The 25,073-nt window shown below is 54.1% G+C and carries 25 protein-coding genes and 1 tRNA gene; 16 read left to right on the top strand and 10 right to left on the bottom strand.

Annotation, left to right across the window (positions count from 1 at the left end):
• From N1249_RS07705 to N1249_RS07690, 4 genes are read left to right on the top strand one after another with little or no spacing between them, the layout of a single operon-like run.
• Complete coding sequence (locus tag N1249_RS07705) at positions 1 to 1,080, top strand: ABC transporter ATP-binding protein (RefSeq protein WP_259836392.1); 1,080 nt, start codon at positions 1 to 3, stop codon at positions 1,078 to 1,080.
• A 26-nt stretch (positions 1,081 to 1,106) separates the two neighbouring features.
• Complete coding sequence (locus tag N1249_RS07700) at positions 1,107 to 2,210, top strand: ABC transporter substrate-binding protein (protein ID WP_259836390.1); 1,104 nt, start codon at positions 1,107 to 1,109, stop codon at positions 2,208 to 2,210.
• A gap of 43 nt (positions 2,211 to 2,253) precedes the next feature.
• Positions 2,254 to 3,678 (top strand): inositol monophosphatase family protein, encoded by a 1,425-nt coding sequence (locus N1249_RS07695; RefSeq protein WP_259836387.1) that lies wholly within the window; start codon positions 2,254 to 2,256, stop codon positions 3,676 to 3,678.
• Positions 3,668 to 4,690 (top strand): substrate-binding domain-containing protein, encoded by a 1,023-nt coding sequence (locus N1249_RS07690; protein WP_259836384.1) that lies wholly within the window; start codon positions 3,668 to 3,670, stop codon positions 4,688 to 4,690. Before N1249_RS07695 ends, N1249_RS07690 begins: the two co-directional genes overlap by 11 nt.
• 82 nt (positions 4,691 to 4,772) lie before the next feature.
• Here N1249_RS07690 and N1249_RS07685 read toward each other — a convergent pair.
• Both N1249_RS07685 and N1249_RS07680 read right to left on the bottom strand, forming a co-directional pair.
• Positions 4,773 to 4,860: transfer RNA gene (locus N1249_RS07685), tRNA-Ser, on the bottom strand.
• 143 nt (positions 4,861 to 5,003) lie between these two features.
• Positions 5,004 to 6,632: an ABC transporter substrate-binding protein gene (locus N1249_RS07680; protein WP_259836381.1), complete on the bottom strand. Its 1,629-nt coding sequence runs from the start codon at positions 6,630 to 6,632 to the stop codon at positions 5,004 to 5,006.
• Positions 6,633 to 6,901: 269 nt separating this feature from the next.
• Here N1249_RS07680 and yccA point away from each other — a divergent pair, with 269 nt between their 5' ends.
• Entirely contained in the window at positions 6,902 to 7,561 is a 660-nt protein-coding gene (gene yccA, locus N1249_RS07675; protein WP_182060349.1) for an FtsH protease modulator YccA, read from the top strand.
• An 88-nt stretch (positions 7,562 to 7,649) separates the two neighbouring features.
• Positions 7,650 to 7,979, top strand: coding sequence for a sulfurtransferase TusE (gene tusE, locus N1249_RS07670; protein ID WP_041162029.1), 330 nt, complete (start codon positions 7,650 to 7,652; stop codon positions 7,977 to 7,979).
• Here tusE and yccX read toward each other — a convergent pair.
• Positions 7,976 to 8,257: an acylphosphatase gene (gene yccX, locus N1249_RS07665; protein WP_259836375.1), complete on the bottom strand. Its 282-nt coding sequence runs from the start codon at positions 8,255 to 8,257 to the stop codon at positions 7,976 to 7,978. The genes tusE and yccX overlap by 4 nt on opposite strands.
• Positions 8,258 to 8,350: 93 nt before the next feature.
• Here yccX and rlmI point away from each other — a divergent pair, with 93 nt between their 5' ends.
• Entirely contained in the window at positions 8,351 to 9,541 is a 1,191-nt protein-coding gene (gene rlmI, locus N1249_RS07660; protein WP_259836372.1) for a 23S rRNA (cytosine(1962)-C(5))-methyltransferase RlmI, read from the top strand.
• Positions 9,542 to 9,601: 60 nt separating this feature from the next.
• Entirely contained in the window at positions 9,602 to 9,919 is a 318-nt protein-coding gene (hspQ, locus tag N1249_RS07655) for a heat shock protein HspQ (protein ID WP_259836369.1), read from the top strand.
• 34 nt (positions 9,920 to 9,953) lie between these two features.
• On the opposite strand, the gene N1249_RS07650 is transcribed toward hspQ, so the two are convergent.
• Positions 9,954 to 10,367 carry a CoA-binding protein gene (locus tag N1249_RS07650; protein WP_014069634.1) on the bottom strand — a complete coding sequence of 138 codons (414 nt, stop codon included), beginning with the start codon at positions 10,365 to 10,367 and terminating at the stop codon, positions 9,954 to 9,956.
• Positions 10,368 to 10,539: 172 nt separating this feature from the next.
• Here N1249_RS07650 and csgI point away from each other — a divergent pair, with 172 nt between their 5' ends.
• Together csgI and mgsA are read left to right on the top strand one after the other, a co-directional pair.
• Positions 10,540 to 11,202: a curli synthesis inhibitor gene (gene csgI / locus N1249_RS07645; RefSeq protein ID WP_259836365.1), complete on the top strand. Its 663-nt coding sequence runs from the start codon at positions 10,540 to 10,542 to the stop codon at positions 11,200 to 11,202.
• An 81-nt stretch (positions 11,203 to 11,283) separates the two neighbouring features.
• Positions 11,284 to 11,742: a methylglyoxal synthase gene (gene mgsA, locus N1249_RS07640; RefSeq protein ID WP_259836362.1), complete on the top strand. Its 459-nt coding sequence runs from the start codon at positions 11,284 to 11,286 to the stop codon at positions 11,740 to 11,742.
• Between the two features lie 53 nt (positions 11,743 to 11,795).
• On the opposite strand, the gene helD is transcribed toward mgsA, so the two are convergent.
• Positions 11,796 to 13,850 (bottom strand): DNA helicase IV, encoded by a 2,055-nt coding sequence (helD, locus tag N1249_RS07635; protein WP_259836350.1) that lies wholly within the window; start codon positions 13,848 to 13,850, stop codon positions 11,796 to 11,798.
• 123 nt (positions 13,851 to 13,973) lie between these two features.
• Between helD and N1249_RS07630 the strand changes: the two genes are divergently transcribed.
• Together N1249_RS07630 and yccS are read left to right on the top strand one after the other, a co-directional pair.
• The gene (locus tag N1249_RS07630; protein WP_259836347.1) at positions 13,974 to 14,420 is read left to right on the top strand and encodes a YccF domain-containing protein; all 447 of its coding nucleotides are present in this window, start codon (positions 13,974 to 13,976) and stop codon (positions 14,418 to 14,420) included.
• A 19-nt stretch (positions 14,421 to 14,439) separates the two neighbouring features.
• Positions 14,440 to 16,602: a YccS family putative transporter gene (gene yccS, locus N1249_RS07625; protein WP_259836344.1), complete on the top strand. Its 2,163-nt coding sequence runs from the start codon at positions 14,440 to 14,442 to the stop codon at positions 16,600 to 16,602.
• On the opposite strand, the gene N1249_RS07620 is transcribed toward yccS, so the two are convergent.
• Complete coding sequence (locus tag N1249_RS07620) at positions 16,559 to 17,185, bottom strand: TfoX/Sxy family DNA transformation protein (protein WP_259836342.1); 627 nt, start codon at positions 17,183 to 17,185, stop codon at positions 16,559 to 16,561. The genes yccS and N1249_RS07620 overlap by 44 nt on opposite strands.
• A gap of 217 nt (positions 17,186 to 17,402) precedes the next feature.
• Between N1249_RS07620 and sulA the strand changes: the two genes are divergently transcribed.
• Together sulA and ompA are read left to right on the top strand one after the other, a co-directional pair.
• Positions 17,403 to 17,912, top strand: coding sequence for an SOS-induced cell division inhibitor SulA (sulA, locus tag N1249_RS07615; RefSeq protein ID WP_259836340.1), 510 nt, complete (start codon positions 17,403 to 17,405; stop codon positions 17,910 to 17,912).
• 355 nt (positions 17,913 to 18,267) lie between these two features.
• A complete protein-coding gene (gene ompA / locus N1249_RS07610; RefSeq protein ID WP_259836338.1) occupies positions 18,268 to 19,323 on the top strand; it encodes a porin OmpA in 1,056 nt (351 codons plus the stop codon).
• Between the two features lie 65 nt (positions 19,324 to 19,388).
• On the opposite strand, the gene matP is transcribed toward ompA, so the two are convergent.
• Positions 19,389 to 19,841: a macrodomain Ter protein MatP gene (gene matP / locus N1249_RS07605; protein ID WP_259836336.1), complete on the bottom strand. Its 453-nt coding sequence runs from the start codon at positions 19,839 to 19,841 to the stop codon at positions 19,389 to 19,391.
• Positions 19,842 to 20,027: 186 nt separating this feature from the next.
• Here matP and N1249_RS07600 point away from each other — a divergent pair, with 186 nt between their 5' ends.
• Both N1249_RS07600 and fabA read left to right on the top strand, forming a co-directional pair.
• Complete coding sequence (locus N1249_RS07600) at positions 20,028 to 21,788, top strand: Lon protease family protein (RefSeq protein ID WP_259836333.1); 1,761 nt, start codon at positions 20,028 to 20,030, stop codon at positions 21,786 to 21,788.
• Between the two features lie 68 nt (positions 21,789 to 21,856).
• Entirely contained in the window at positions 21,857 to 22,375 is a 519-nt protein-coding gene (fabA, locus tag N1249_RS07595) for a bifunctional 3-hydroxydecanoyl-ACP dehydratase/trans-2-decenoyl-ACP isomerase (RefSeq protein ID WP_013097260.1), read from the top strand.
• A gap of 72 nt (positions 22,376 to 22,447) precedes the next feature.
• On the opposite strand, the gene rmf is transcribed toward fabA, so the two are convergent.
• From rmf to pqiB, 3 genes are all read right to left on the bottom strand, one after another.
• Positions 22,448 to 22,615, bottom strand: a complete 168-nt coding sequence (gene rmf, locus N1249_RS07590) for a ribosome modulation factor (protein WP_014069623.1) — start codon at positions 22,613 to 22,615, stop codon at positions 22,448 to 22,450.
• 254 nt (positions 22,616 to 22,869) lie between these two features.
• Entirely contained in the window at positions 22,870 to 23,436 is a 567-nt protein-coding gene (gene pqiC / locus N1249_RS07585) for a membrane integrity-associated transporter subunit PqiC (protein ID WP_259836331.1), read from the bottom strand.
• Positions 23,433 to 25,073, bottom strand: a complete 1,641-nt coding sequence (pqiB, locus tag N1249_RS07580) for an intermembrane transport protein PqiB (RefSeq protein WP_259836329.1) — start codon at positions 25,071 to 25,073, stop codon at positions 23,433 to 23,435. The genes pqiC and pqiB overlap by 4 nt, the downstream gene beginning before the upstream one ends.

The raw sequence follows: 25,073 nt of genomic DNA, 5'->3' as shown, positions 1-25,073 counted from the left end.
ATGCCTGATATCCAATTAACGAATCTCACCAAAACCTACCCCGGCAGCGATACCCCGGCGGTAAACAGTATCAACCTGACGGTGAAAGACGGTGAGTTTATGTGCCTGCTGGGGCCGTCCGGCTGCGGGAAAACCACGATCCTGCGGATGATTGCCGGCATCGAGCACGCCAGCGGCGGCGAGATCCGTATCGGCGAAAAGGTGGTCGATTCCGTGGCCCGGGGCACGTACGTTCCCCCGGAAAAACGCGGGATTGGCCTGGTGTTCCAGAGCTACGCGCTGTGGCCGCACATGACCGTGGAGCAGAACGTGGATTTTGGCCTGCGTTTACAGAAAGTACCGACCAAAGAGCGCATCGCCCGCTGCCAGGACGTGATGGAAAAACTGCGCATTGCTGATTACGCCAGTCGCTATCCTGCGCAGCTTTCCGGTGGCCAGCAGCAGCGCGTGGCCCTGGCGCGAATGCTGGCGGTGAATCCCGGCGTACTGCTGCTGGATGAACCGCTTTCTAACCTCGACGCCACGCTGCGTCTGGAGATGCGCGCCGAACTGCGCCGCCTGCATGAAACCTTTGGCACCACGATTGTTTTCGTCAGCCACGATCAGTGGGAAGCCATGACCTTAGCCACCACCATAGCCGTGATGAGTGCCGGACATATGCAACAAGTGGGCACGCCAGATGAAATTTACGCGACTCCGGCCAATCGCTTTGTGGCGGAATTTATTGGCGCGCCGCGCCTGAACATGATCACGCTGCATCAGCCTTTGAGCCGCCTTGCACAACATCTGCAACAACGCTTCACCCTTCACGACCAGACACGGCTCTGCGGTATCCGCCCGGAGGAGATCGTGCTGAGTGACGAGTCGAGTCTCAACGCCATTCCGATGACCATCGATAACATTATGCCCACCGGTGGAAGCTGGGTGATTGAACTGGTTGCCGGAGAAGACAGGCTGTTCCACTCCACACAGTTAAGGCCGCGCTGGCAGGCGCGCCAGCAGGTGCATTGTCAGCTTCCGACAGCCTCCCTGCACTTTTTCAACAGCAACGGACTGCGTCACGACGTTACCGCGAATTAACTCCCATTGACTCTTAAGGAACCACAATGAAGCGCAATTTGTCCGCCGTACTTATCGCCAGTGCCCTGCTGAGCAGCACCGCCGTGCAGGCTGAGACGTTCGACCTGCAAAAATTGATTGCGGCAGCAAAGCAGGAGCAGCCGATCACCGTTTACGCCTCTACCGGGAAAATCGTGCAGCAGGCGAAAGCGTTCAGCGAGCAGTACGGCTTGCAGGCGGTGGGCGTGAAGGCCGATGCACCGCAGATTATTGAAATCATGAGCCGTGAAGCTCAGGCCAAAAATGTGCGCGCCGATGTGGCGATTGTTGAGGATGCCCCTGCCGGAATGACGCAGCTGCTGGATAAAGGTTATGTGCAGAGCTGGGTCCCTGACGATCTGAAAGGCAATATTGCCGCCCGCTATCAGACCCCGTTAACCGTCGTGCTGGCGCCGAACGTATTTGCCTACAATACCGATCATCACACCACCTGCCCGGTGACGAATCTCTGGCAGCTGACCGAGCCAAAATGGCGTGGCCGCGTCGCGATGCAGGATCCCACCAGCAAACCGGCCTATACCGACTGGTTCAGTCAGATGGAAACGCACTACGACCAGCAGGTGCGGGATGCCTATCAGCAGGAATTTGGCAAGCCGCTGCAAACTGACGAGAAATCCGCCACCGCAGCCTTTGTGAAGGCGCTGGCGGGCAACGGCGTGCTGCTCACCCATTCCGATAATGATGCTGCATCCGCCATCGGCGCGCCGGACAGCAAAACTGACTTTGTGGGGCTGGTGTCTACCGCAAAATTCCGCGACAACAAACAGGGGATGAAGCTGGGCCTGTGCAGCGGCCTGAAGCCGTTTATTGGCTGGAATTACCCGAGCCTGGGCGTGGTGGCTACGGGGAGCAAAAGCCCTAACACCGCGAAGCTGTTTATTCACTATCTGCTGAGCGCCGAAGGTATTGCACCGCAGGGTGTGGACGGCAAAATGTCCACCAACCAGACGGTGAAACTGCCTGCCGATGAAGCATCCGGCATTGAACCGCACCGCAGCGAGCTGATGGAATACCTGACCGCCACCGTACAGGGCGACTGGGCAAGCCGCCAGGACTGGCAGGATATCTGGAGCCTGAACTACAAAAAGTAGTTTTCAGCGAAAATTGTTTAATCTGAACAGGCAGCACACTTTGATGACTCACGATATTGAACAACGTGAAGCGGCGCTCAGGCGCATTATCGTCGACGCGGGCGATACCGCCCTGCGCTTCTTCCGCTCGCGTAAAGCAGGCGAATATGAACTCAAGGGGCATCAGGATATCCTGACCGAGGCCGATACCTTCGTCGAGAAGCTGGTGTCAGAGGCTATTTCTGCCGCCTTCCCTGAGGATCTGATCCTCGGTGAGGAAACCGCCAGTCAGCCCGCCAGTGCGCAGAGCCTGTGGGTAGTGGATCCGATTGATGGCACCGCCAATTTCGCCCGCGGTATTCCCCATTTTTGTGTGTGCATGGCCTGGGTTTGCCACGGCATCACCGAACTGGGGGCGATTTATAACCCGGTCAGCCAGGAGCTTTATCTGGCGCGACGTGGCCATTATGCGCTGAAAAACGACCAGCCCCTGCGCTGTACCGCCATTACCGATACCCGGCGGGCGGCCGTGGAGCTGGGCTGGTCTTCACGTCACAGCCAGAACCACTATCTACAGGTGATGGCGTCCCTGCTCAGTCTGGGTGCCAGCGTGCGCCGGGGCGGCTCCGGCGCGCTGGCGCTGGCCTGGGTGGCGGAAGGCCGAACCGACGGGTATATCGAAATCCATATGAATGCCTGGGACTGCCTGGCAGGACTGCTGCTGGTACGTGAAGCAGGCGGCAAGACGGGGAGCATTCCAGACAGTGCCGAAGGGATCTTCAATGGCCTGCCGGTGCTGGCCGTTGCGCCCGGTATTGCGGATGAGCTTGCCCGCGCCACCGGTATTCCGCTGGCGGCGTCACTGCCGGTGACACCAGATACAGTGCGCTATCCGCGCCCGCCGATGAGCCTGATTGTGGAAGATTTCCCCGGCTGGGGAATGGATATTTACATCGGCGGTTCTGGCGGGGTGAGCGACGTTGCCCTGCTGGCGGAACATGATATCGGCGTGGTCATCAATTGCGCGGTCAACCTGGATATCGACTGGGTATCCGCGCCTGAAACGGGCGCTGCGCCGCATCTGCTGTCTCATGGCGCTGGCCCGGTGCGCTATTACAAACTGGGGCTGATCGACGGTGAAGGTAACGCCCCGGAGATGTTGCACGCCGGGTATCAGCTGATGCGTTCGGCACTGTTACAGCAGATCCCGGATAAAGCGTCTTACCGCAACCGCAAACGCGGCAACATCCTCGTCAACTGCCGCGGCGGGCGCAGCCGCTCTGTGGCGCTGGTGGCGTTGTTTATGCATCTGGAATGCCCTGAGCGCTTCCCCACTCTCGATGACGCAATCGCCCTGATCCGCGACCGGCGTGAGCTTCACCCGGATGAGTGGTTTGAAACGCCGAAGCCGTCGCTGATCCGCCTGGCTGAACATGCCATTATTCGTGAACGGGCAATTGCCGCAGTGGAAACCTGTCATGAGCAGTAACAGCCAGAAAAAAAATCCCGGTTTTGCCAGCGCTACCGAGGTGGCGCGTCTTGCCGGTGTCTCCCGCTCTGCGGTGTCCCGTACTTTTACGCCTGGCCGCAGCGTGTCTGACGATACCCGGCGTAAAGTGCTGGCCGCCGCCGGAGCGCTGAATTATCACGTCAACCATCTGGCGCGGGGGCTTTCCCGGGAGGAGAGCCGCCCGGTCTGTATTTTGGGCGGTAACCTTGCGTTCCCCTGGCAGTCCAGCCTGCTTGAACATCTGACCCGCCGCCTGCATCAGGCCGGTCGCGCAGTGATGGTGATTAACACCGACGACGACGAGGCGAGCGCCAGAGAAGCCGTGCAGCAAACGCTGAATTACCGTTCAACGGCCACCATTGTGTTGTCAGGCAAGCCGCCAGGTTCGCTGATTGAACTGTGTCTGCAAAGCGGGCAGCAGGTGATTTTGATCAACCGCATGGGCCAGTTTCCCAGCGCAGACAATATAGACATCGATTACAGTTCGACGATGAAAGAGGCATTTGACCACCTGATTGCTGCAAAATGTCAGCGACTGGCGATTGTTTCGTCTTCGTCCCGCTCCCCAAGCATGGTGACCCGTGAGACGCGCTTTCTGGAGGCGGCGGCTGAAAGCGGAACCGACGTGGCGATCACCCGGCCAGGCAGCACCTGTTATCAGACGGGCGTCCTTGCTGCACGTGAATTGCTCGGCCAGGCAGCGCGCCCGGATGGGGTGTTCTGCGTGACGGATCTTATCGCCTGCGGATTTATTGATGCCGCGCGCCACGAGTTTGGCCTGCGTGTTCCTGAAGACATCAGCGTTATAGGTTTTGATGATATCGAGCAGGCCAGCTGGCTGGGCTATCAGCTGACGACGTTCTCACAGCCGCTGGCAGAGATGGCGCAGGCGGTTTGTGAATTGCTGCTGGCCCCGGAGGACAGTAAACCGGCCAGCCGATTGTTTACTGCGCGTCTGGTGAAGCGGAAGACACTCGGTTCGGCGGATTAGCCAGCCCTGCCCACTGCGGGCAGTGGTTTTGCGTCAGAAACGAAAAAACCCTGCGATATTGCTATCGCAGGGTTTTCGAATTTGGCGGAAGCGTAGAGATTCGAACTCTAGAACCCTTTCGGGTCGCCGGTTTTCAAGACCGGTGCCTTCAACCGCTCGGCCACGCTTCCTAAGTGAGGCGAACTATAAACACCTCACTGCGCTCTGTAAAGTGTGATTGCTTCCGTTCGCTTTAAAAATAGCCAAAATGAGTTTAATCGGTTGAATTGACAACGCATTGACCATTTTATCGGCACAACGTACCCGCTCACGCTTAGTGTTTTTTGATGTACATATCTTTGGTGTAGTAGTAGCCCAGCTTGTCTGGCGTGAATCCACCTACCCACGGCTTGACCAGGTGCGTGCGGACATAGTGATAAACCGGGATCGCCGGCACATCACGCCCTAACAGATCTTCCGCCTGCTGGTAAAACTGCCCGCGCTCTTGCGTGGTTTTCGCTTTCGCCGCGTTCACCAGCGCCTGATCGTAATCCGGGTTGCTGTACTGACTGGTGTTTTCGCTGTCGCCGGTGCGGAAGTTGTTCAGGAAGGTTGCGGCATCGTCGTAATCGGCAATCCACGCATAGCGCACCGCATCAAAGTTGTGGGTGTGCATGGTGTCCAGCATGGTTTTCCACTCCTGGTTTTGCAGCTTCGCTTCCACGCCGAGATTTTTCTTCCACATGGAGCTGGCAGCAATCGCAATACGCTGGTGCGATTCAGAGGTGTTGTAAAGCAGGTTAAAACTCAGCGGGTGGCTGGCGTTGAACCCGGCCTCCTCCAGCAGTTTTTTCGCTTCGGCAATACGTTTGTCCATTGGCCAGCTGGCGTAATCCGGGGTTTTCAGCGTAACACCACCGATATCTGGCTGGCTGATAAGCCACGCCGGGCGTTGCCCCTGCCCTAATACTTTGTCGGCAATGATGTCTTTATCCAGCGCCATATTCAGCGCTTTACGCACGCGCACATCGTTAAACGGCGGCCGGGTGGTGTTGAATTCGTAATAATAGGTTGCCAGCTGCGGGGAGACATCCAGCTGCGTGCCCATGGTTTTTTTCAACTGGGCAAACTGGTTGATTGGCACCGTATAAACGATGTCGATCTCACCGGCTTTATAGCGGTTCACATCGGCGGCTTCAGAGGTGATTGGCAGATAGGTAACCTTATTGATAACGGTATGCGCGTTATCCCAGTAGCGCGGGTTACGCTCAGCCACAATTCGCTCATTGACCACCCACTGAGACAGCTTGTAGGCACCGCTGGTAACGAGGTGCTCTGGCTTGGTCCACTTCTCACCAAAGCGATTAATCAGCACCTTATCAACCGGTACCATCGACGGGTGCGCCAGCATGGCAAGGAAGGCGGCATTCGGCTGGGTGAGCGTCACTTCCAGGGTGGTATCGTTAACGGCTTTCACCCCGAGCGTGTCGGGCGCCTGTTTGCCCTGGGCGATGTCGGCAGCATTCACGATATGCATATTGCCCGGGTAGCTGGCGTACGGTGAGGCGGTTTTGGGATCAACCAGGCGCTGCCAGCTCCATACGACATCCTGCGCGGTAATGGCGGTGCCGTCGCTCCACGTAATGCCCGGGCGCAGGTGGAATGTCCAGACGGTATTGTCTTTGTTTTCCCACTTTTCTGCCAGCCGCGGCTGGATTTCACCCGTCGGGGAGACATTCACCAGCCCTTCGAATAAATCGCTGAGAATATTGAATTCGACATCGCTTTCGACTTTGTGCGGATCGAGTGATGCCGGTTCGTTACCATTATTCCTGACCAGTTCCTGTTTCTCTGCCAGTTGGGTTCCTGCTGGCACGTTAGCCGCATGGCTCGCTGCACTTGCGCACAGGATGCCTGCGGTTAACAAAGAAAGTGTAAAGTTAGTGCGTGATTGTGATTTCATGTCCTTCGCCTTATTGTCTGTTTTATGACGATCCGGGAATAACTCTTAGCGCTCAGACTGTAATAACGCAATATTTTTCAGTAACCTATAAGAGGTTGATCTGAATAAATTCGCCATACCGTTCTTCATGCTAAAGAAACGAATTTTTGCGGTATAAACAACCAGCACTGGCGCTAACGCGTTGAGTAAAGATGGGTAAAACCACTTTGTAACTGGCGTCCTGTTTCCTATTCTTGCCGTTAATTACATCTGTCATAAGAGAGTGACTCATGGATCGTATTATTAGTTCTTCACGCGACCGCACATCGCTACTCAGCACCCACAAGGTGCTGCGCAATACCTATTTCATGCTCAGCCTGACGCTGGCGTTTTCTGCGATCACCGCAACCGCCAGCACGCTTCTGATGCTGCCGTCCCCGGGCCTGATCCTGACGCTGGTCGGGATGTATGGTCTGATGTTCCTGACCTACAAAACCGCGGATAAACCAGTAGGTATTCTGTCTGCGTTCGCTTTTACCGGCTTCCTGGGCTACATCCTGGGGCCAATGCTGAATGCCTACCTGTCTGCGGGCATGGGTGACCTTATCGGTCTGGCGCTGGGCGGTACTGCGCTGGTGTTCTTCTGCTGCTCGGCTTACGTTCTGACCACGCGCAAGGACATGTCCTTCCTCGGCGGAATGCTGATGGCGGGTATTGTGGTTGTACTGGTAGGTATGGTGGCAAACATCTTCCTGCAACTGCCTGCCCTGCACCTGGCAATCAGCGCTGTGTTTATCCTGATTTCCTCTGGCGCGATCCTGATGGAAACCAGCAACATCATTCGCGGCGGTGAGACAAACTACATTCGCGCAACCGTGAGCCTGTATGTGTCGCTGTACAACATCTTCGTCAGCCTGTTGAGCATCCTGGGCTTCGCCAGCCGCGATTAACCAACAGTGCGTTGAACCGGGCCCCGCTTATGCGGGGCTTTGTTTTTTTGGTACACTGCGCAGGTTTTTGACTGACGTGTGAATGACTATGTTGAGCTTTGAAGGTAAAGAGATAGAAACCGACGCCGACGGTTATCTGAAAGAGAGCAGCCAGTGGAGCGAAGCGCTGGCAGAAGTGATTGCGGAAAAAGAAGCCATCACCCTGTCGCCAGAGCACTGGGAAGTGGTGCGTTTTGTGCGTGAATTCTACCTGGAATTCAACACCTCTCCGGCTATCCGGATGCTGGTTAAGGCGATGGCCAACAAATTCGGCGAAGAGAAAGGCAACAGCCGTTACCTGTATCGTCTTTTCCCGAAAGGCCCGGCAAAACAGGCGACAAAAATCGCCGGTCTGCCCAAGCCCGTGAAGTGTATTTAATAGCGAATACCAAAGTTAACGTATTCCCGGCCGGGTTGATGCGGTTCAGCCAACACCTTATCAACCCGTGCACTGCGCGGGCCGCCCGCTTTTAACCACGCCACCAGCCGCTCTACCTGTTCCGCTTCACCGCAGGCCACCACCTCGACGCTGCCGTCATCCATATTACGTGCGTACCCGGTAAGCCCTAACTGGACGGCCTCCCGCTGGGTGCTGTAGCGGAAACCCACGCCCTGAACGATGCCGTGAACCCAGGCAATAGTGCAGACTTTTGACATCTTCCTTCCCCTTATCCGTCTGGCGCGTTGCATTTCCTCACTGAACTCGGGAAAATGGCGGCCATTTTACTGGAATCGACAGAATAGCAAATTATGAGTGTACGTTTAGTGTTAGCCAAAGGGCGCGAGAAGTCATTACTGCGCCGCCATCCCTGGGTCTTTTCTGGCGCAGTTACTCGCCTGGAAGGCAAAGCCAGCCTCGGTGAAACCATCGATATCGTTGATCATCAGGGGAAATGGTTAGCGCGTGGCGCATACTCGCCTGCATCACAGATCCGCGCGCGCGTCTGGACCTTTGATAAAGATGAAACCATCGACATTGCGTTCTTCACCCGCCGCCTGCAACAGGCGCAGCAGTGGCGCGAGTGGCTGGCAAAACGCGACGGGCTGGACAGCTATCGTCTGATCGCCGGGGAATCTGACGGACTGCCGGGCATCACTATCGACCGTTTTGGTGATTTCCTGGTGCTGCAATTGCTGAGCGCAGGCGCTGAATATCAGCGTGCAGCCTTAATTAGCGCGCTGCAAAACCTGTTCCCTGAATGCGCTATTTACGACCGCAGCGATGTTGCCGTACGTAAGAAAGAAGGTCTGGAGCTGACACAAGGCCCGGTGACGGGTGAACTGCCACCGGCCCTGCTGCCTATTGAAGAACACGGTATGAAGCTGCTGGTTGATATCCAGGGTGGGCACAAAACCGGGTATTACCTCGACCAGCGCGATAGTCGCCTGGCCACACGCCAGTACGTTGAGAACAAACGCGTACTGAACTGCTTCTCCTACACCGGTGGTTTCGCGGTTTCTGCGCTGATGGGCGGCTGTGCTCAGGTGGTGAGCGTGGATACCTCTCAGGAAGCGCTGGATGTGGCAAGACAGAACGTCGAGCTGAATAAGCTGGATCTGAGCAAAGCGGAGTTTGTGCGCGATGATGTGTTCAAACTGCTGCGTAAATATCGCGACCAGGGTGAGAAGTTTGACGTTATCGTGATGGACCCACCGAAATTCGTCGAGAATAAAAGCCAGCTGATGGGTGCCTGCCGCGGCTATAAAGACATCAACATGCTGGCTATCCAGCTGCTGAATCCGGGTGGCGTTCTGCTGACATTCTCCTGTTCTGGCCTGATGACGACAGATTTATTTCAGAAAATCATCGCCGATGCCGCTATAGATGCTGGCCGTGATGTACAATTTATAGAGCAGTTCCGTCAGGCGGCCGATCATCCGGTGATCGCTACCTACCCGGAAGGGCTGTATCTGAAAGGGTTTGCCTGTCGCGTCATGTAACTTGAAAAGAGAAATATTGCCCACACCTTGAGTGTATGTAATGTTTCCCGGGAGGTGACTATGATTGCCAGCAAATTCGGTATCGGCCAGCAGGTCCGCCACACCTTACTGGGCTATTTGGGTGTAGTCGTGGATATCGACCCGGAGTATTCCCTTGATGAACCGTCAGCAGATGAGCTGGCGGTCGACACGGAGCTTCGCGCCGCACCCTGGTATCATGTGGTGATGGAAGATGATGATGGGCAGCCCGTCCATACCTATCTTGCCGAAGCGCAGCTTAGCGGCGAACTTCAGGATGAGCATCCCGAGCAACCCACGATGGATGAGCTTGCCCGGACCATTCGCAAACAGCTACAGGCCCCTCGCCTGCGCAACTAAGCGTGAAAAAAAAGCCCGATACTGGGCTTTTTTATTACTTCGCCAGCCCCAGGCGGGGAATTTCGATTGCCGGACATCTGTCCATGACCACCGCCAGACCCGCTTCACGCGCCAGCACCGCCGCCTGTTCATTGATGACGCCAAGCTGCATCCAGAGCGTTTTCGCGCCGATAGCAATGGCTTCCTGAGCAACGCCCCATGCCGCTTCTGAGTTGCGGAAAACATCCACCATATCCACTTTTTCCGGCACATCGGCCAGGGTGGCGTACCCCTGCTGCCCCAGCAGTGATTTTCCCGCGACTTTTGGCGATACCGGAATAACGTGGTAGCCCTGGTCCAGGAGATACTTCATCACCCGATAGCTTGGGCGGTCGGGTTTATCACTCGCCCCCACCAGCGCAATGGTTCGAGTCGATGTCAGAATGTCAGCAATATCGTTCTCTTTCATGGTCTTCCTCCTGGCTTTTTTCAAAGTGTACGTCAAAGCGGACATCGCAACCATCTATCCCATACAGATGTATGAGGGCAAAACCGCGGAATATGTCTATATGTTAGTAAACATGATTCTCGAAAAATTTAGATACATTATTAAGAAATAGCATTTTCCACAGGAGCACCCTATGAAAACCGGCATTGCCTCTGCTGTGATTGCATTAGTTATGCCGGTTTGCGTCTTTGCGACAACGCTACGGCTCTCCACCGACATTGACCTGCTGGTGCTGGACGGCAAAAAAGTCTCCAGCTCGCTGCTTCGCGGTGCGGACAGTATTGAACTGGATAACGGGCAACACCAGGTGGTGTTTCGGGTAGAAAAGACCATCCGCGTGGCGAATCATGAACAGCGTATGTATATCTCGCCGCCGTTGATTGTCAGTTTTAACACCCAGCGGATTAGCCAGGTCAACTTTAACATACCCCGCCTGGAGACCGAAAAAGAGGCCCAGGCTTTTGAGTCCGGGCCACGCATTGAGCTGCTGGATGGCGATGCGATGCCGATCCCCGTGAAGCTGGATATTCTGGCGCTCACCAAAACGCCGAAAGGTATTGATTATGAGGCGGATACGGAAATCTATAACAAAGCAGGCAAACGCGCATCGCTGCCTCAGTTTGCCACCATGATGGCGGACGACAGCACACTTTTGTCGGGTGTATCCGAACTGGATGTGATCCCGCCGCAGTCTCAGACCCTTACCGAACAACGCCTGAAATTCTGGTTCCAGCAGGCCGACCCCGATACGCGGGCCAAGTTTCTGCAATGGGCGAAACAGCAACCTTCGTCGTAACCCACATTTTTTTGCCCTTTCTCTTGCAGCGTCAGGCGCTTCCCGTCATCTTGTAGCCAGTTAACCCTGACGGAAAAGATTATGGAACTGACAACACGCACGCTTCCTGCCCGCAAACACATTGCACTGGTGGCGCACGATCACTGCAAACAAATGCTGCTTAACTGGGTACGCCGCCATCAGCCGTTGCTGGAAAACCATACCCTCTCAGCAACGGGTACGACCGGCAACCTTATCCACCGTGAAACCGGGTTAGAGGTTCATGCCATGCTGAGCGGCCCAATGGGCGGCGACCAGCAGGTTGGGGCGCAAATTTCGGAAGGTAAAATTGATGTGCTGATTTTCTTCTGGGATCCGCTGAATGCCGTCCCGCACGACCCGGATGTGAAAGCGCTGCTGCGTCTGGCAACGGTATGGAATATCCCGGTGGCGACTAACCTGTCTACCGCAGACTTTATTATTGAATCACCGCAGTTCAGCGCCCCTGTCGATATTCTGATCCCGGATTATCAGCGTTATCTTGCCGAAAGACTGAAATAAGTACTAAGCCGGGTGGCGACTGCGCCTTACCCGGCCTGCAAACCCTGCCCTTGTTACGGCTTCCTCGCCACCGGTACATCAATACTCTTCAGAATATCGACAAACGTTGAGGGTTCATCTTTATTGAACAGCAACCATACACGGTGGCGGGCGCGGGTTAACGCGACATACAGCAGACGGCGCTCTTCAGCATCCGGGAAATCTTCCGGTACTGGCAACAGGGCTTGCTCCATCACTGATTCGCGAGCCGGAGCCGGGAAACCATCGTTGCCCTCTTTTAAACCCACCACAATCACGTAATCGGCCTGCTGCCCTTTACTGGCATGAATGGTCATGAAATCGAGCTGGAGCTTAGGCCAGCGGGTAGCCGCTTTTTCCAGCGCAGTCGGTTTGAGGTGGTGATAGCGCGCCAGCACCAGAATGCGCTCGTCGGGTTTCGCATAGCCGCTCAGTTTATCCAGCAGAGGCTCCAGCTGATCGTCCGCCAGCAAGGTGACGGCTTTTTTATCTCCCGGCGTCAGGCTGTTAAGCGGTTTGGCCAGCTGATGCGGGTTTTGCTGGATGAACCGATTGGCGATTTCGCCGATGCGTGAGTTGAAACGATAGGTGGTGTCCAGATCGCTGCGATCGCCCTCGCCAAAATAATGATGGAACGCGGTTGTCAGTGACAGCTGTGCACCGCTGAAGCGATAGATTGCCTGCCAGTCATCGCCGACGGCAAACAGTGACGTGTGTTTATTTTGCGCCCGAAGCGCTGAAAGAAGCGCGGCGCGCTGGGGTGAGATGTCCTGGAACTCATCCACAAGAATATGTTTCCACGGGCTCACAAAGCGGCCTTTTTCCAGAATGATAATGGCCTGATGGATAAGCCCTGAAAAATCGACCGCATTTTCGTCTTTCAGTGCCGTTTTCCAGGCTTTCAGCAACGGAGCCATCAGCTTGACCCGTTTGGTAAAGATCGCGCGGATCTCTTCCGGGGCACTTTCAATCATTTCCGCCTGAGAGCCGCCGTGCATTCGCAAAAGGCTTACCCAACGGTCGAGGCGCGACCCCAGGCGACGCGCCAGTTTTTCATCCTGCCAGAAACTACCCTCCGGCACGTCCCAGTTAAGTTCTTCTTCCAGCCACTGGCGCCAGCCTTTTGCCTGAGCTTTTTTCTCGCTGCACTGCTGCTGCCAGGTCTTTATAAACAGCGACTGGCGGGCCTGCGTGTCGTTCTCAAGTTTGCTGATTGAAGGAACCTTTTTGCTCCCCTGCTGGATAATGTGTAACGCGAGGGAGTGGAAGGTTCTGGCGGTAATATCCTGCGTGTGCAGGCGTTCCTGAATGCGCTCGTCCATCTCCTGCGCTGCTTTGCGACCAAACGCCAGCAGCAAAATCTGGTCGGCCACCGCTTCGCCTGTGGTCAGGAGCCAGCCCGCTCGCGCCACCAGCACCGACGTTTTACCGCTCCCAGCCCCCGCAAGCACCAGCAGGGAGTGTTCACCATTGACCACCGCACGCGCCTGGGCCGGATTCAGCGGTGAGGATTCAATATTGCTGAAGAAATCGGCGTACTGCGAGAGCATGGTATCCGTCCATGCCTGGTTATGGGCAAGGCGACTTTTATCGATATCGGTCAGCCATGCCTGACACTGCCGCCAGGCATCGCGGCAATTCTCAAACTCATCCAGACGGGAAACCGGCAACGGTAGTGCCGAAAGCGCCACTTTGATTTTTTGCTGCAAACCGGCGGTTTGCTGGCGCGTCAGCCATTTTTGTTGCGCATTGCTTTGCGCAATATCATCAAGAACCTGCTGCAACACCTGCGCTGCAACTGTGCTCATCTCGTCGCTCCACTGGCGCCACAGGCTACTCAGATGATGGTGAAAACGTTGCGTTTCCGCCCATTCAGTACCGTGGAGGCGAACCACCTTTTCGGCAGGCAACACAAACTCCAGCTCGCCCCATACCAGCCCGCGTTTGCAGTGGATAGCTAAAAGCTGATTAAACGGAATGAGATATTCGTGGCGTTCGCCAGAGACTTTTACCCCTGCATTCAGAAGGACAACCTTATCGTAAGGATGTTGAGCCAGGCGCTTGCCCAGTGAAGTTGCTTTCAGTTCCATGTCCTGCCTGATCCACGAAGAGATAATTTACCTGACAGTTTAACTGCCAGTTTTAAGGTGCTCCAGCCTAAAAAAACGTTACAATCACTAAGCGTTAATCATATCGAAAGGAACTGAGGGTTTATGCGTACCGTTCTGAATATTCTTAATTTTGTCCTTGGCGGTTTTGCCACCACTCTTTCCTGGCTTCTTGCCACGCTGGTGAGCATCGTGCTCATCTTTACCCTTCCGCTGACGCGCTCCTGTTGGGAAATCACCCGGCTGTCGCTCTTTCCTTATGGTAACGAGGCTATACACGTCGACGAGCTGAACCCGGAAAGCAAAAACGTACTGATGAACACAGGCGGTACGGTGCTTAACATCCTGTGGCTGATTTTCTTTGGCTGGTGGCTTTGTGTGATGCATATCTTTGCCGGTATTGCTCAGTGCCTCACGATTATTGGCATTCCTGTCGGGATCGCGAATTTCAAAATCGCCGCCATCGCTTTGTGGCCAGTCGGTCGCAGGGTTGTTCCGGTTGAAGTGGCGCAAGCCGCGCGTGAAGCAAATGCCCGTCGTCGTTTTCAGTAATTAAGGACAGGCCGCGCTCATGCTAAGCCCATTGATTCGCCGCTACACATGGAACAGTACCTGGCTTTATAACGTCAGGATTTTTATCGCACTTTGCGGCACGGTTGCGCTGCCGTGGTGGCTGAACGACGTTAAGCTCACTATCCCGCTCACCCTGGGCGTGGTTGCCGGGGCGCTGGCCGACCTCGACGATCGCCTGGCCGGGCGACTGCGTAATCTGGTTATCACCCTTATCTGTTTTTTCATTGCCTCCGCATCCGTTGAACTGCTGTTCCCGTGGCCATGGCTATTTGCGTTAGGCCTGACGCTTTCAACCAGCGGATTTATTCTCCTGGGCGGGCTTGGTCAGCGTTATGCCACTATTGCGTTCGGCGCATTGCTGATTGCTATCTATACCATGCTGGGCGTGTCGCTTTACGATCAATGGTATCAGCAGCCCGTCCTGCTGTTGCTTGGCGCTATCTGGTATAACCTGCTGACGCTAACCGGGCACCTCATTTTTCCGGTTCGCGCCTTGCAGGATAACCTCGCCCGCAGCTATGAACAGCTGGCGCATTATCTGGAGCTGAAATCCCGTTTATTTGACCCGGATATAGAAGAAGAAAGCCAGGCACCGCTTTACGATCTGGCGCTGGCAAATGGCCAGTTGGTCGCGACCTTAAACCAGACCAAAGCCAGCCTTCTTACCCGGTTACGCGGCGACCGCGGCCAGCGCGGAACCCGCCGGACCTTGCACTACTATTTTGCCGCCCAGGATATCCACGAGCGCGCCAGTTCGTCGCACGTGCAGTATGCCGCCCTGCGGGAAAAGTTCCGCTACAGCGATGTGATGTTCCGTTTTCAGCGGCTGCTTTCGATGCAATCCCAGGCGTGTCAGCAGCTGTCCCGCTCCATTTTACTGCGCACGCCGTATCAGCACGATCCCCGCTTTGAGCGCGCATTCAGCCATCTTGATGCAGCGCTTGATCGCGTTCAGGCCAGTGGGACATCCCCAGAGCAGATAAAAGCGCTGGGTTTCTTACTCAATAATCTGCGGGCGATAGACGCGCAACTGGCGACTATTGAGTCTGAGCAAGCCATGGCGATGCCGAACAATGACGCTGATAACCAGCTTGCCGATGACAGTGTTCACGGCTTTAGCGATATGTGGTTACGGCTGAGCCGCAACTTTACGCCTGAATCAGCTCTGTTCCGCCACGCCGTGAGGATGTCGCTGGTGTTGTGCGTTGGATACGCGTTTATCCAGATAACCGGGTTGCATCATGGCTATTGGATCCTGCTGACCAGCCTGTTCGTTTGCCAGCCGAACTATAACGCCACCCGCCACCGGCTCGCGCTGCGTATTATCGGTACGCTGGTGGGTGTCGCCATCGGCCTTCCGGTACTTTACTTTGTCCCGTCTATTGAAGGGCAGCTGGTCCTTATCGTGATCACCGGCGTGTTGTTCTTTGCATTTCGTAATGTGCAGTATGCGCACGCCACGATGTTTATCACCTTGCTGGTATTGCTGTGCTTTAACCTGCTTGGCGAAGGGTTTGAAGTCGCCCTTCCCCGCGTTATTGATACGCTTATCGGCTGCGCCATTGCCTGGGCTGCGGTCAGTTTTATCTGGCCGGACTGGCGTTTTCGCAATCTGCCGCGCGTGCTGGACAGGGCAATGAATGCCAACTGCCGATACCTGGATGCCATTCTTGAGCAATATCACCAGGGTCGTGATAACCGTCTGGCCTATCGCATCGCCCGCCGCGATGCGCATAACAGCGATGCAGAGCTGGCGTCGGTGGTATCAAACATGTCAACGGAACCGGGCGCTACGGCAGAAATCCGTGAAACTGCCTTTCGTCTGCTGTGCCTGAACCATACGTTCACCAGCTACATTTCTACGCTGGGCGCTCACCGCGAAAGGCTAACCAACCCGGGTATTCTGGCGTTGCTGGATGATGCTGTTTGCTATGTCGACGATGCACTTCACCACCGTCCAGCCGATGAACCCCGTGTTCGACAGGCTCTGGATGAACTCGCTCAGCGTATCGCCCATCTTGATCCTGGTACCGACAGCAAAGCACCGCTGGTTCTTCAGCAAGTTGGCCTGCTTATCGCCCTGCTGCCGGAAATTTGTCGCCTGCAACAACTGATTGCTACATGGCGGAACGATTCTCCGCAGGCTCTGGCAACGCGTTAAACCACTCCGTAAGCTCCTGGCGAATTTCCGCCGGGAGCGCCGCTTCATGCAACCCTTCTATTGCCCCCTCAAGCGCAAAGAGCACTTTAATCCCGAGTTGTTTGTTTTGCGCTCTGATTTTCAGCCAGCTCGCTTTTGCCCCCAGCTCCCGTAACATTTCTTCGTTAGTGATCCCGACTTCAAAAAGCAGAACCTCAATCTGGAAGGTGAGATTGGGCAGGTCTTTAAGCCGGTTGCGCTGATAGCGTTGATATCGCTCCCGCCTGGCATCCTCAAGCGCAAAAGAAGAAAGCTGGAGTAGTGTCCCCCTGTCCTGCCACAGCCCCTCATCAACCCGGAAGTAGTTAAGCAGCACGGGCCGACCACGCTTCAGAAGGGTCAAAAAAGAGGAGGCGTGTTTCACATAGTAGGTCGCGCTTTGCTCACAGGCACGCAGATAAAGTTCCCCATCAGACACCATGGCAAAAACAGCGTTATCAACCGCCAGGGTATAACCACCAAAGAGTGCGCGGTGATGAATATCACCCAGTTCTGAAAGGTATTCCTGGGATTTATAAATCCGTTCATAAGATATCTTTTTCATGATATTTCCCTTAAAAATCATAATCTAAAGAGGCTATTTCTTACTAACGGATCCGTTAGCAGGAAAATAGGCAACTTATTGCCGGTGAGCAAGATGAATTTTCTTTAGGGGCCGATCATGAGCAAAATTTGCGAGTCGCTTTCCGAAAATGAGGTTGATCTTTATGCATACAGGGGTTACTGTATATTCATACAGTGACTACAGGGCTGGAATGAATATGTACACTTCAGGCTACGCAAATCGCTCAACATCTTTCTCTTCTACCGCAGGCAATGTCGCGCAGAAATCCGTCGGGAGCGTGTCGACAGGTCTCATCAGTGAAGTGGTTTATCGTGAAGACCAGCCCCTATTGACGCAACTCTTATTACTGCCTTTATTACAGCAGCTTGGCCAGCAGTCTCGCTGGCAACTCTGGCTGACGCCGCAACAAAAACTGAGCCGTGAATGGGTTCAGTCAGCAGGATTGCCGCTGACCAAGGTTATGCAGATTAACCAGCTGTCGCCATGCGACACGGTCGAGTCGATGATCCGTGCATTACGTACCGGAAATTACAGCGTCGTGATCGGATGGTTGCCAGACGAACTGACGGAAGAAGAACATTTTCGACTGACTGAAGCAGCCGAAGAAGGCAACGCTATCGGTTTTATTATGCGTCCGGTTCGTCCAGATTCTTATCGCAGAGGACAACTATCCGGGCTAAAAATTCACTCAAATTTGTATCATTGAGTAAATTTAAGAGTTTTCCTGGAATTTTTTTCGACCACAAGATGTGGAAATAGTTCCATGGGCCAAATCTGCGGCAAGGCTTGTCTGGTGCGGTTCCCGTTAATTTTACTGCACAAATTCCGTACAAAAAATGTTAAATATTAGGTATACGGAACTTTTTTTTTCATATGCCTGACGGAGTTCACACTTGTAAGTTTCTAGCTACGTTGTAGACTTTACATCGCCAGGGGTGCTCGGCCTAAGCCGAAGATATCGGTAGATTTATATTTGACCACGCCCCCCGGTGAAGGATTTAACCGTGATTTCTCGTCAGAGATCTTCATGGCAAATTTTGGATGATAACGAGGCGCAAAAAATGAAAAAGACAGCTATCGCGATTGCAGTGGCACTGGCTGGCTTCGCTACCGTAGCGCAGGCCGCTCCGAAAGATAATACCTGGTATGCAGGTGGTAAACTGGGCTGGTCTCAGTTCCATGACACCGGCTGGTACAACAGCAAACTGAACAACGATGGCCCTACTCATGAGAGCCAGCTTGGTGCAGGTGCGTTCGGTGGCTATCAGGTTAACCCGTATGTTGGTTTTGAAATGGGTTACGACTGGTTAGGTCGTATGCCATACAAAGGCGACACCGTAAATGGCGCTTTCAAAGCTCAGGGCGTACAGCTGACCGCTAAACTGGGTTACCCAGTAACTGACGATCTGGACGTGTACACCCGTCTGGGCGGCATGGTATGGCGTGCTGATTCCAGCAACAACCAGATTGGCAGCGATCACGACACTGGCGTATCTCCAGTATTCGCAGGTGGTGTTGAGTGGGCTATGACCCGTGACATCGCTACCCGTCTGGAATACCAGTGGGTTAACAACATCGGCGACGGCAACACCGTAGGTGTTCGTCCAGACAACGGGATGCTGAGCGTAGGTGTTTCCTACCGTTTCGGCCAGCAGGAAGAAGCTGCGCCAATCGTAGCTCCAGCTCCGGCTCCAGCTCCAGAAGTACAGACCAAACACTTCACTCTGAAGTCTGACGTTCTGTTCAACTTCAACAAAGCTACCCTGAAACCAGAAGGTCAGCAGGCACTGGATCAGCTGTACTCTCAGCTGAGCAACCTGGATCCTAAAGACGGTTCAGTAGTGGTTCTGGGCTTCACCGACCGTATCGGTTCTGACGCTTACAACCAGCAGCTGTCTGAAAAACGTGCTCAGTCTGTTGTTGATTACCTGGTATCTAAAGGTATCCCAGCTAACAAGATCTCTCCACGTGGTATGGGCGAATCTAACCCAGTTACCGGTTCTACCTGTGACAACGTGAAAGCTCGCGCTGCACTGATCGACTGCCTGGCTCCAGATCGTCGCGTTGAGATCGAAGTTAAAGGCATCAAAGACGTTGTAACTCAGCCAGCGGCATAAGTTATCGTCTTAAGAAAAAACCCCGCAATGCGGGGTTTTTTTATTGTCTGAAGAAATACAAAATCTTATTTTTTACCCAGAAGCGCCTGTAAATCGTTTTTCAGCGTCGACATCTGGTTCGCGTACTTCTCTTTGTGTTCAGCATCTTCAATCAGCTGCACTACCGTTTCCGATAACGTCTTTCCACGCCGTTGTGCAAGGCCTGCAAGGCGCTGCCAGACGATAAATTCCAGATCGATAGATTTCTTGCGGGTATGCTGATGCTCGGCATTAAAATGCCGCTTGCGACGCGCACGAATAGTTTGCTTCATCCGGTTCAACAGCGCTGGATTGATGTGTTTCGCTATCCAGTTATTAACCTGTACCGGTTCGTTTTCGAGGGTCAGCAACATATCTACGGCTTCTTGCGCCGCGCTGGCTTCGATGTAGCAGGTGATCAACTCGCCTTCACGATGTTTTTTGACCAGGTACTTCCATTTCCAGCCGCTTTCGAGATTTTCCAGTTGTTGATATTTCATTGCGATCTCAGTGTTACCACGTAACTCTGTTCAGAATATCAGTTTTTTGGCAATCTGCTGAAAAGAAATCATATCCTGTGCATCATTACGGGAGATTCCCCCGCGGAAATCCCCAATCCTGCTTGGGCAGAGCCTTCTGCTTACGGTATACTCCACGGTTTTACATCTGACTAAAAAACATCAACTTTGACCATTACGAAACTTGCATGGCGTGACCTTGTTCCTGATACAGAAAGCTATCAGGAGCTCTTTACACAGCCAGAACTCACAAAAGAACACGAATTCATACTTAGCGATACACAACCGCGTTTGCATTATGCGCTGGAGCAGGTGTTAAGCCCGTGGGCAACATCTCCTTTCATGCTGCTCAAAGCCCCGGAAGAAGCCGAGTATTTGACGCTTCTGGGTGATGCCATGCGCCAGTTGCAGCCAGAAACAGATACTGTTTTTGGCGGCCAGTACCGTATCGCGGGTCATAACATTACTTTTGAACCGGCACAGCAGGCTGACGATCGTTTTGCTGCAAAAGGTGAAGTGATCACCGCCAACTGGGTCGAAGCGGAACAGCTTTTTGGCTGCCTTCGTCAGTTTAATGGTGAGCTGTCGCTGCAACCGGGGCTTGTCCATCGCGCTAATGGCGGTGTCCTGATCATCGCCCTGAGAACCCTGCTCTCCCAGCCGCTGCTGTGGATGCGCCTGAAAACGATTGTGAGCCAGCAGCGCTTTGACTGGGTAAGCTACGACGAATCCCGTCCTCTCCCTGTCGCAGTGCCGTCAATGCCATTGTCGTTGACCGTGGTGTTGACCGGCGATCGTGAATCGCTGGCAGACTTCCAGGAGATGGAGCCAGAGCTGGCGAGCCTGGCCGTTTACAGCGAGTACGAAGACAATATCCAGATTGCTAATGCCGATGATATGGCACAGTGGTGTCAGTGGGTAATGGCGGTTGCTGAGCGCTATGAATTGCCTGTTCCGGCGGCTGACGCCTGGCCTGGTCTGATCCGCGAGGCGGTGCGCTATACCGGCGATCAGGAAACCTTGCCGCTCTGCCCACTCTGGATCAGCAAACAGCTGCGTGAAGTGGGCGTGATTAGCGGTGACGGCACGTTTACCGGTGAACAGCTCACCCAGATGCTTGTGCAGCGCGAATGGCGTGAAGGCTATCTCGCTGACCGGATGCAGGATGAAATTCTGCTGGAACAGATCCTGGTGGAAACCGAGGGCGAGCGTATTGGGCAAATCAACGCCTTGTCCGTAATCGAGTTCCCGGGGCATCCACGTGCATTTGGCGAACCTTCGCGTATCAGCTGCGTCGTGCACATTGGCGACGGGGAATTTACCGACATTGAGCGTAAAGCTGAACTCGGCGGCAACATCCATGCGAAAGGCATGATGATTATGCAGGCATTTTTGATGTCTGAGTTGCAGCTGGAGCAGCAAATCCCCTTCTCCGCCTCACTCACGTTTGAGCAATCCTACAGCGAAGTCGATGGCGATAGCGCCTCTATGGCAGAGCTGTGTGCCCTCATCAGCGCCCTGGCAGAAGTTCCGATTAATCAGAACATCGCCATCACCGGTTCCGTTGATCAGTTTGGGCGCGCTCAGCCTGTTGGCGGGCTGAACGAGAAAATCGAAGGCTTCTTCTCTATTTGCCAGCAGCGCGGTTTGAACGGCAAACAGGGTGTTATTATCCCGGCACCTAACGCACGCCATCTGAGCCTGAGTCAGGCGCTTCTGGATGCGGTGGAACAGGAACAATTTACGCTCTGGGCCATCGAAGGAATTGAGGATGCGCTACCCTTACTGACAAATCTGGTCTGGGATGGCGAAGGTCAAACAACCCTGATGCAAACTATCCAGGAACGTATTGCTCAGGCGACACAGCAGGATGCTCGTCACCGTTACCCGTGGCCGTTACGCTGGCTGAGTTGGTTTAGTCCGAACTGATCGGACTTGTTCAGCGTACACGTGTTAGCTATCCTGCGTGCTTCACTAAAATAAGGCTTACTGAGAACATGGTAGATAAACGCGAATCCTATACAAAAGAAGACCTTCTTGCCTCTGGTCGCGGTGAACTGTTTGGCGCTAAAGGCCCACAGTTACCGGCCCCGAACATGCTGATGATGGACCGTGTCGTGAAAATGACCGAAACCGGCGGCAACTTCGATAAGGGTTACGTAGAAGCAGAACTCGATATCAACCCAGATCTGTGGTTCTTCGGTTGCCACTTTATTGGCGATCCGGTAATGCCTGGCTGCCTGGGCCTTGATGCTATGTGGCAGCTGGTTGGGTTCTACCTGGGCTGGCTCGGCGGCGAAGGTAAAGGCCGTGCGCTGGGCGTTGGCGAAGTGAAATTCACCGGTCAGGTTCTGCCTTCTGCGAAGAAAGTGACCTATCGCATTCACTTCAAGCGCATTGTTAACCGTCGTCTGATTATGGGCCTGGCGGATGGCGAAGTGCTGGTAGACGGCCGTCTGATCTATACCGCAAACGATCTGAAAGTGGGTCTGTTCCAGGACACTTCAGCGTTCTGATTGCTGATTTAAGCAACCCCGGAAAGGCGAAACCTCCGCAATGCGGAGGTTTCTTTATTTAAAGAGACGGTATCAAGCTATAAGTACCCTGTCGCCGATGGCTTCTCGCCAGCCTCCCAGCCATTGTGACCTTTGATTTATCGTCTGATAAGGACACATTTCTTTTGAGCGTCCAGCGATTCCAGCCTGATATCCACGTTGATGAGCCCGTTCCAGGCGATCTCGTTTCTGTCTCTTCATGCCTCGTTTCCCTCATTCTTTTGTCTGGTGGAAAGAAAACAGTGATTGCAAAGTGTGCAAGCACAGATAACGAATACCCCGAATAAGCCTCAGCGTCAATGTTCGAAATTCATACGGGTGTCATATTTGTGAGCTATGCGGAAGATCATTTGTACAAAAAGTGTGACCCGGCACAAGTAACAACCTGATGTCAAAACGAAAAAAAAGCCGCAATCAGAACCAGACTGATGGCGGCTTTTTACTATGAATTTTACTTATGGTAGCCGGGAAATCTCCCTGGCGATGCTGGCCGACTCCTGCGCCCAACCCTGTCCCAGGACTTTCACCATTTCATCGTATCCATCTTTTTGCTGCTTCATTTCAAGATGAAAAGGACGCTTAATCAGCTGCCCCTGATGGTTCAGCAGCCATTCGCCGCTGATCACTACCGAACCGTCGTAACGGCCGTGGAAGCCCGTCACAGTCACGTTAAGGGTATCCTGGTCAGTACCGAGAGGTTGTGAGGCAACAACCCACCCTGGAAGCTGGCTTCCGAGGTTAGCCACCAGCGTATTTCGCAGCTGCTGATCCAGCGGGCTGGCCCACAGATTGTTTGTGGCGATGACATACTTCACATCGCTCGTCTGGTAGACCACGCCGTTACCGGCAAGATAATCAGGCACGTTAACCTGTTCAACCCACAACAGGCGGTTTCCCTGGCTTGCCGTGCTTTGTCCGCCTGCCTGAGCCGCAACAGGTAGCTGATAGTAACTCTTGTTCTCTACACCGGAACTGCACGCCGTTAAAAGCAGAGCGCCAACCATCAATAGCCACTTATTCATTCTTTTGCCCTCTTCGGCTCAGGATCCTTTTTATCTTTTGCTTCAAACACCAGCGCGTTGCTCTTCTCGTTGAGCGTTTTCAGAACCGGCTGGAGTTCACGCAATACCTGATCAAGACGTTGCATATCTGCCACCATCTTGTTGTAAGCCGCAGAGCCCGGCTGGAAGCCCTGCATACTGCGGTTAAGTTCGCGCAGCGTTTTCTGCATATCCTGCGGCAGCTGCTGCATGGACTGGCTTGCGGTGATCTTGTTGATGTTATCCAGCGTGGTTTGCAGTCGGCGCATCGTCGCCTGACTTTCGCTGAGCGAGTTTGTTGCAGCTTCAATCATTGGATTCAGCGGCAGATTATTAATCTTATCCAGTGTTTCCATCAGTCGTTGCTGGATCTGAGCCAGACCGCTACTCACCGTTGGGATGATCTTATAACCACCAAATTCACGGATACCCGTCATCGCAGGCGCTTTAGGATAGAAGTCCATGTCAACATACAGCGCCCCCGTCACCAGGTTACCGGTTTTCAGCGAGCCACGCAGACCGCGTTCCATCAACGAGTTGATATGCGCGCCAATGTCCTGATTCTCACCCATCTGATTGATCAGACGCTCAGGTTCAATACGGATCAGCACCGGGATGCGGTAGTCGTCATCCAGAACCTGACGCAGCCCAGGGACAAAGAATGGCACCTGACCCACGGTTCCCAGACGAATGCCGCGGAACTCAACAGGCGCGCCTGGCTGGAGGCCACGCACTGAATCTTTAAAGAACATCAGGAAGTCGATATGGTCGGTATAGAGCGCATCCTGAATGCTTTTCTGGTCGTCAAAGAGGCGGAAAGCTGTTTTCTCCACGACCGGCTGACCAAGATCCAGCCCTTCCGGCACATCGAAGCTCACCCCACCGCCAAACAAGGTGGTCAGCGAGCCCATTTCAACACGCATCCCCGCCGAGGTGAGATCAACTGCGATCCCACTGTCTTTCCAGAAACGGACGTTGCTGGTGACTAAGCGATCGTTAGGCGCATTGATAAACAGCTGATAGCTGATCGTCCTTTTTTGCGGATCAAAGGTGCTCGTTTCAACGGAACCAACGCGATAGCCACGGAACAGCACCGGATCGCCCGCCGTTAACTGGCCCGCTTTTTTGCTGTCGAGGATGACGCGGATCCCTTTTGCATCAGGTGGCGCGAGTGGAGGTGAATCAAGCAGTTGATACTGCGCAGGCGGGCTCCCTTTCGTGCCTGGCTGCAATTCAATATAGGCGCCCGACAACAATGTGCCTAAACCGCTGATCCCTTCACGTCCCACCTGCGGTTTAACGACCCAGAAGACGGAATCACTGTGCATCAGCTTTTCCATTCCGGAATTCAGACGCGCTTTGATCTCCACATGGGTCAGGTCATCGGTCAGGGTCGCACTTTCAACGACACCCACATCCACGCTACGGCTCTTGATGGTGGTCTTTCCCCCCTCAATACCCTCAGCATTGGTGGTGATGAGCGTCACTTCCGGTCCCTGATGGCTGTAATGGTAAAACAGTATCCATGCACCGATCAGCGCAGTCACGATGGGGAAAATCCACACCGGCGACCAGTTTTTGACCTTCTGCACTTTAGCCTCTCCACTCTTATTTTCCAT

Origin of the sequence: Enterobacter sp. CP102, assembly GCF_025152625.1 — a bacterium.
Taxonomy (GTDB): Bacteria; Pseudomonadota; Gammaproteobacteria; order Enterobacterales; family Enterobacteriaceae; genus Enterobacter; species Enterobacter soli.
This window is presented reverse-complemented; position numbering and strand designations above follow the sequence as displayed.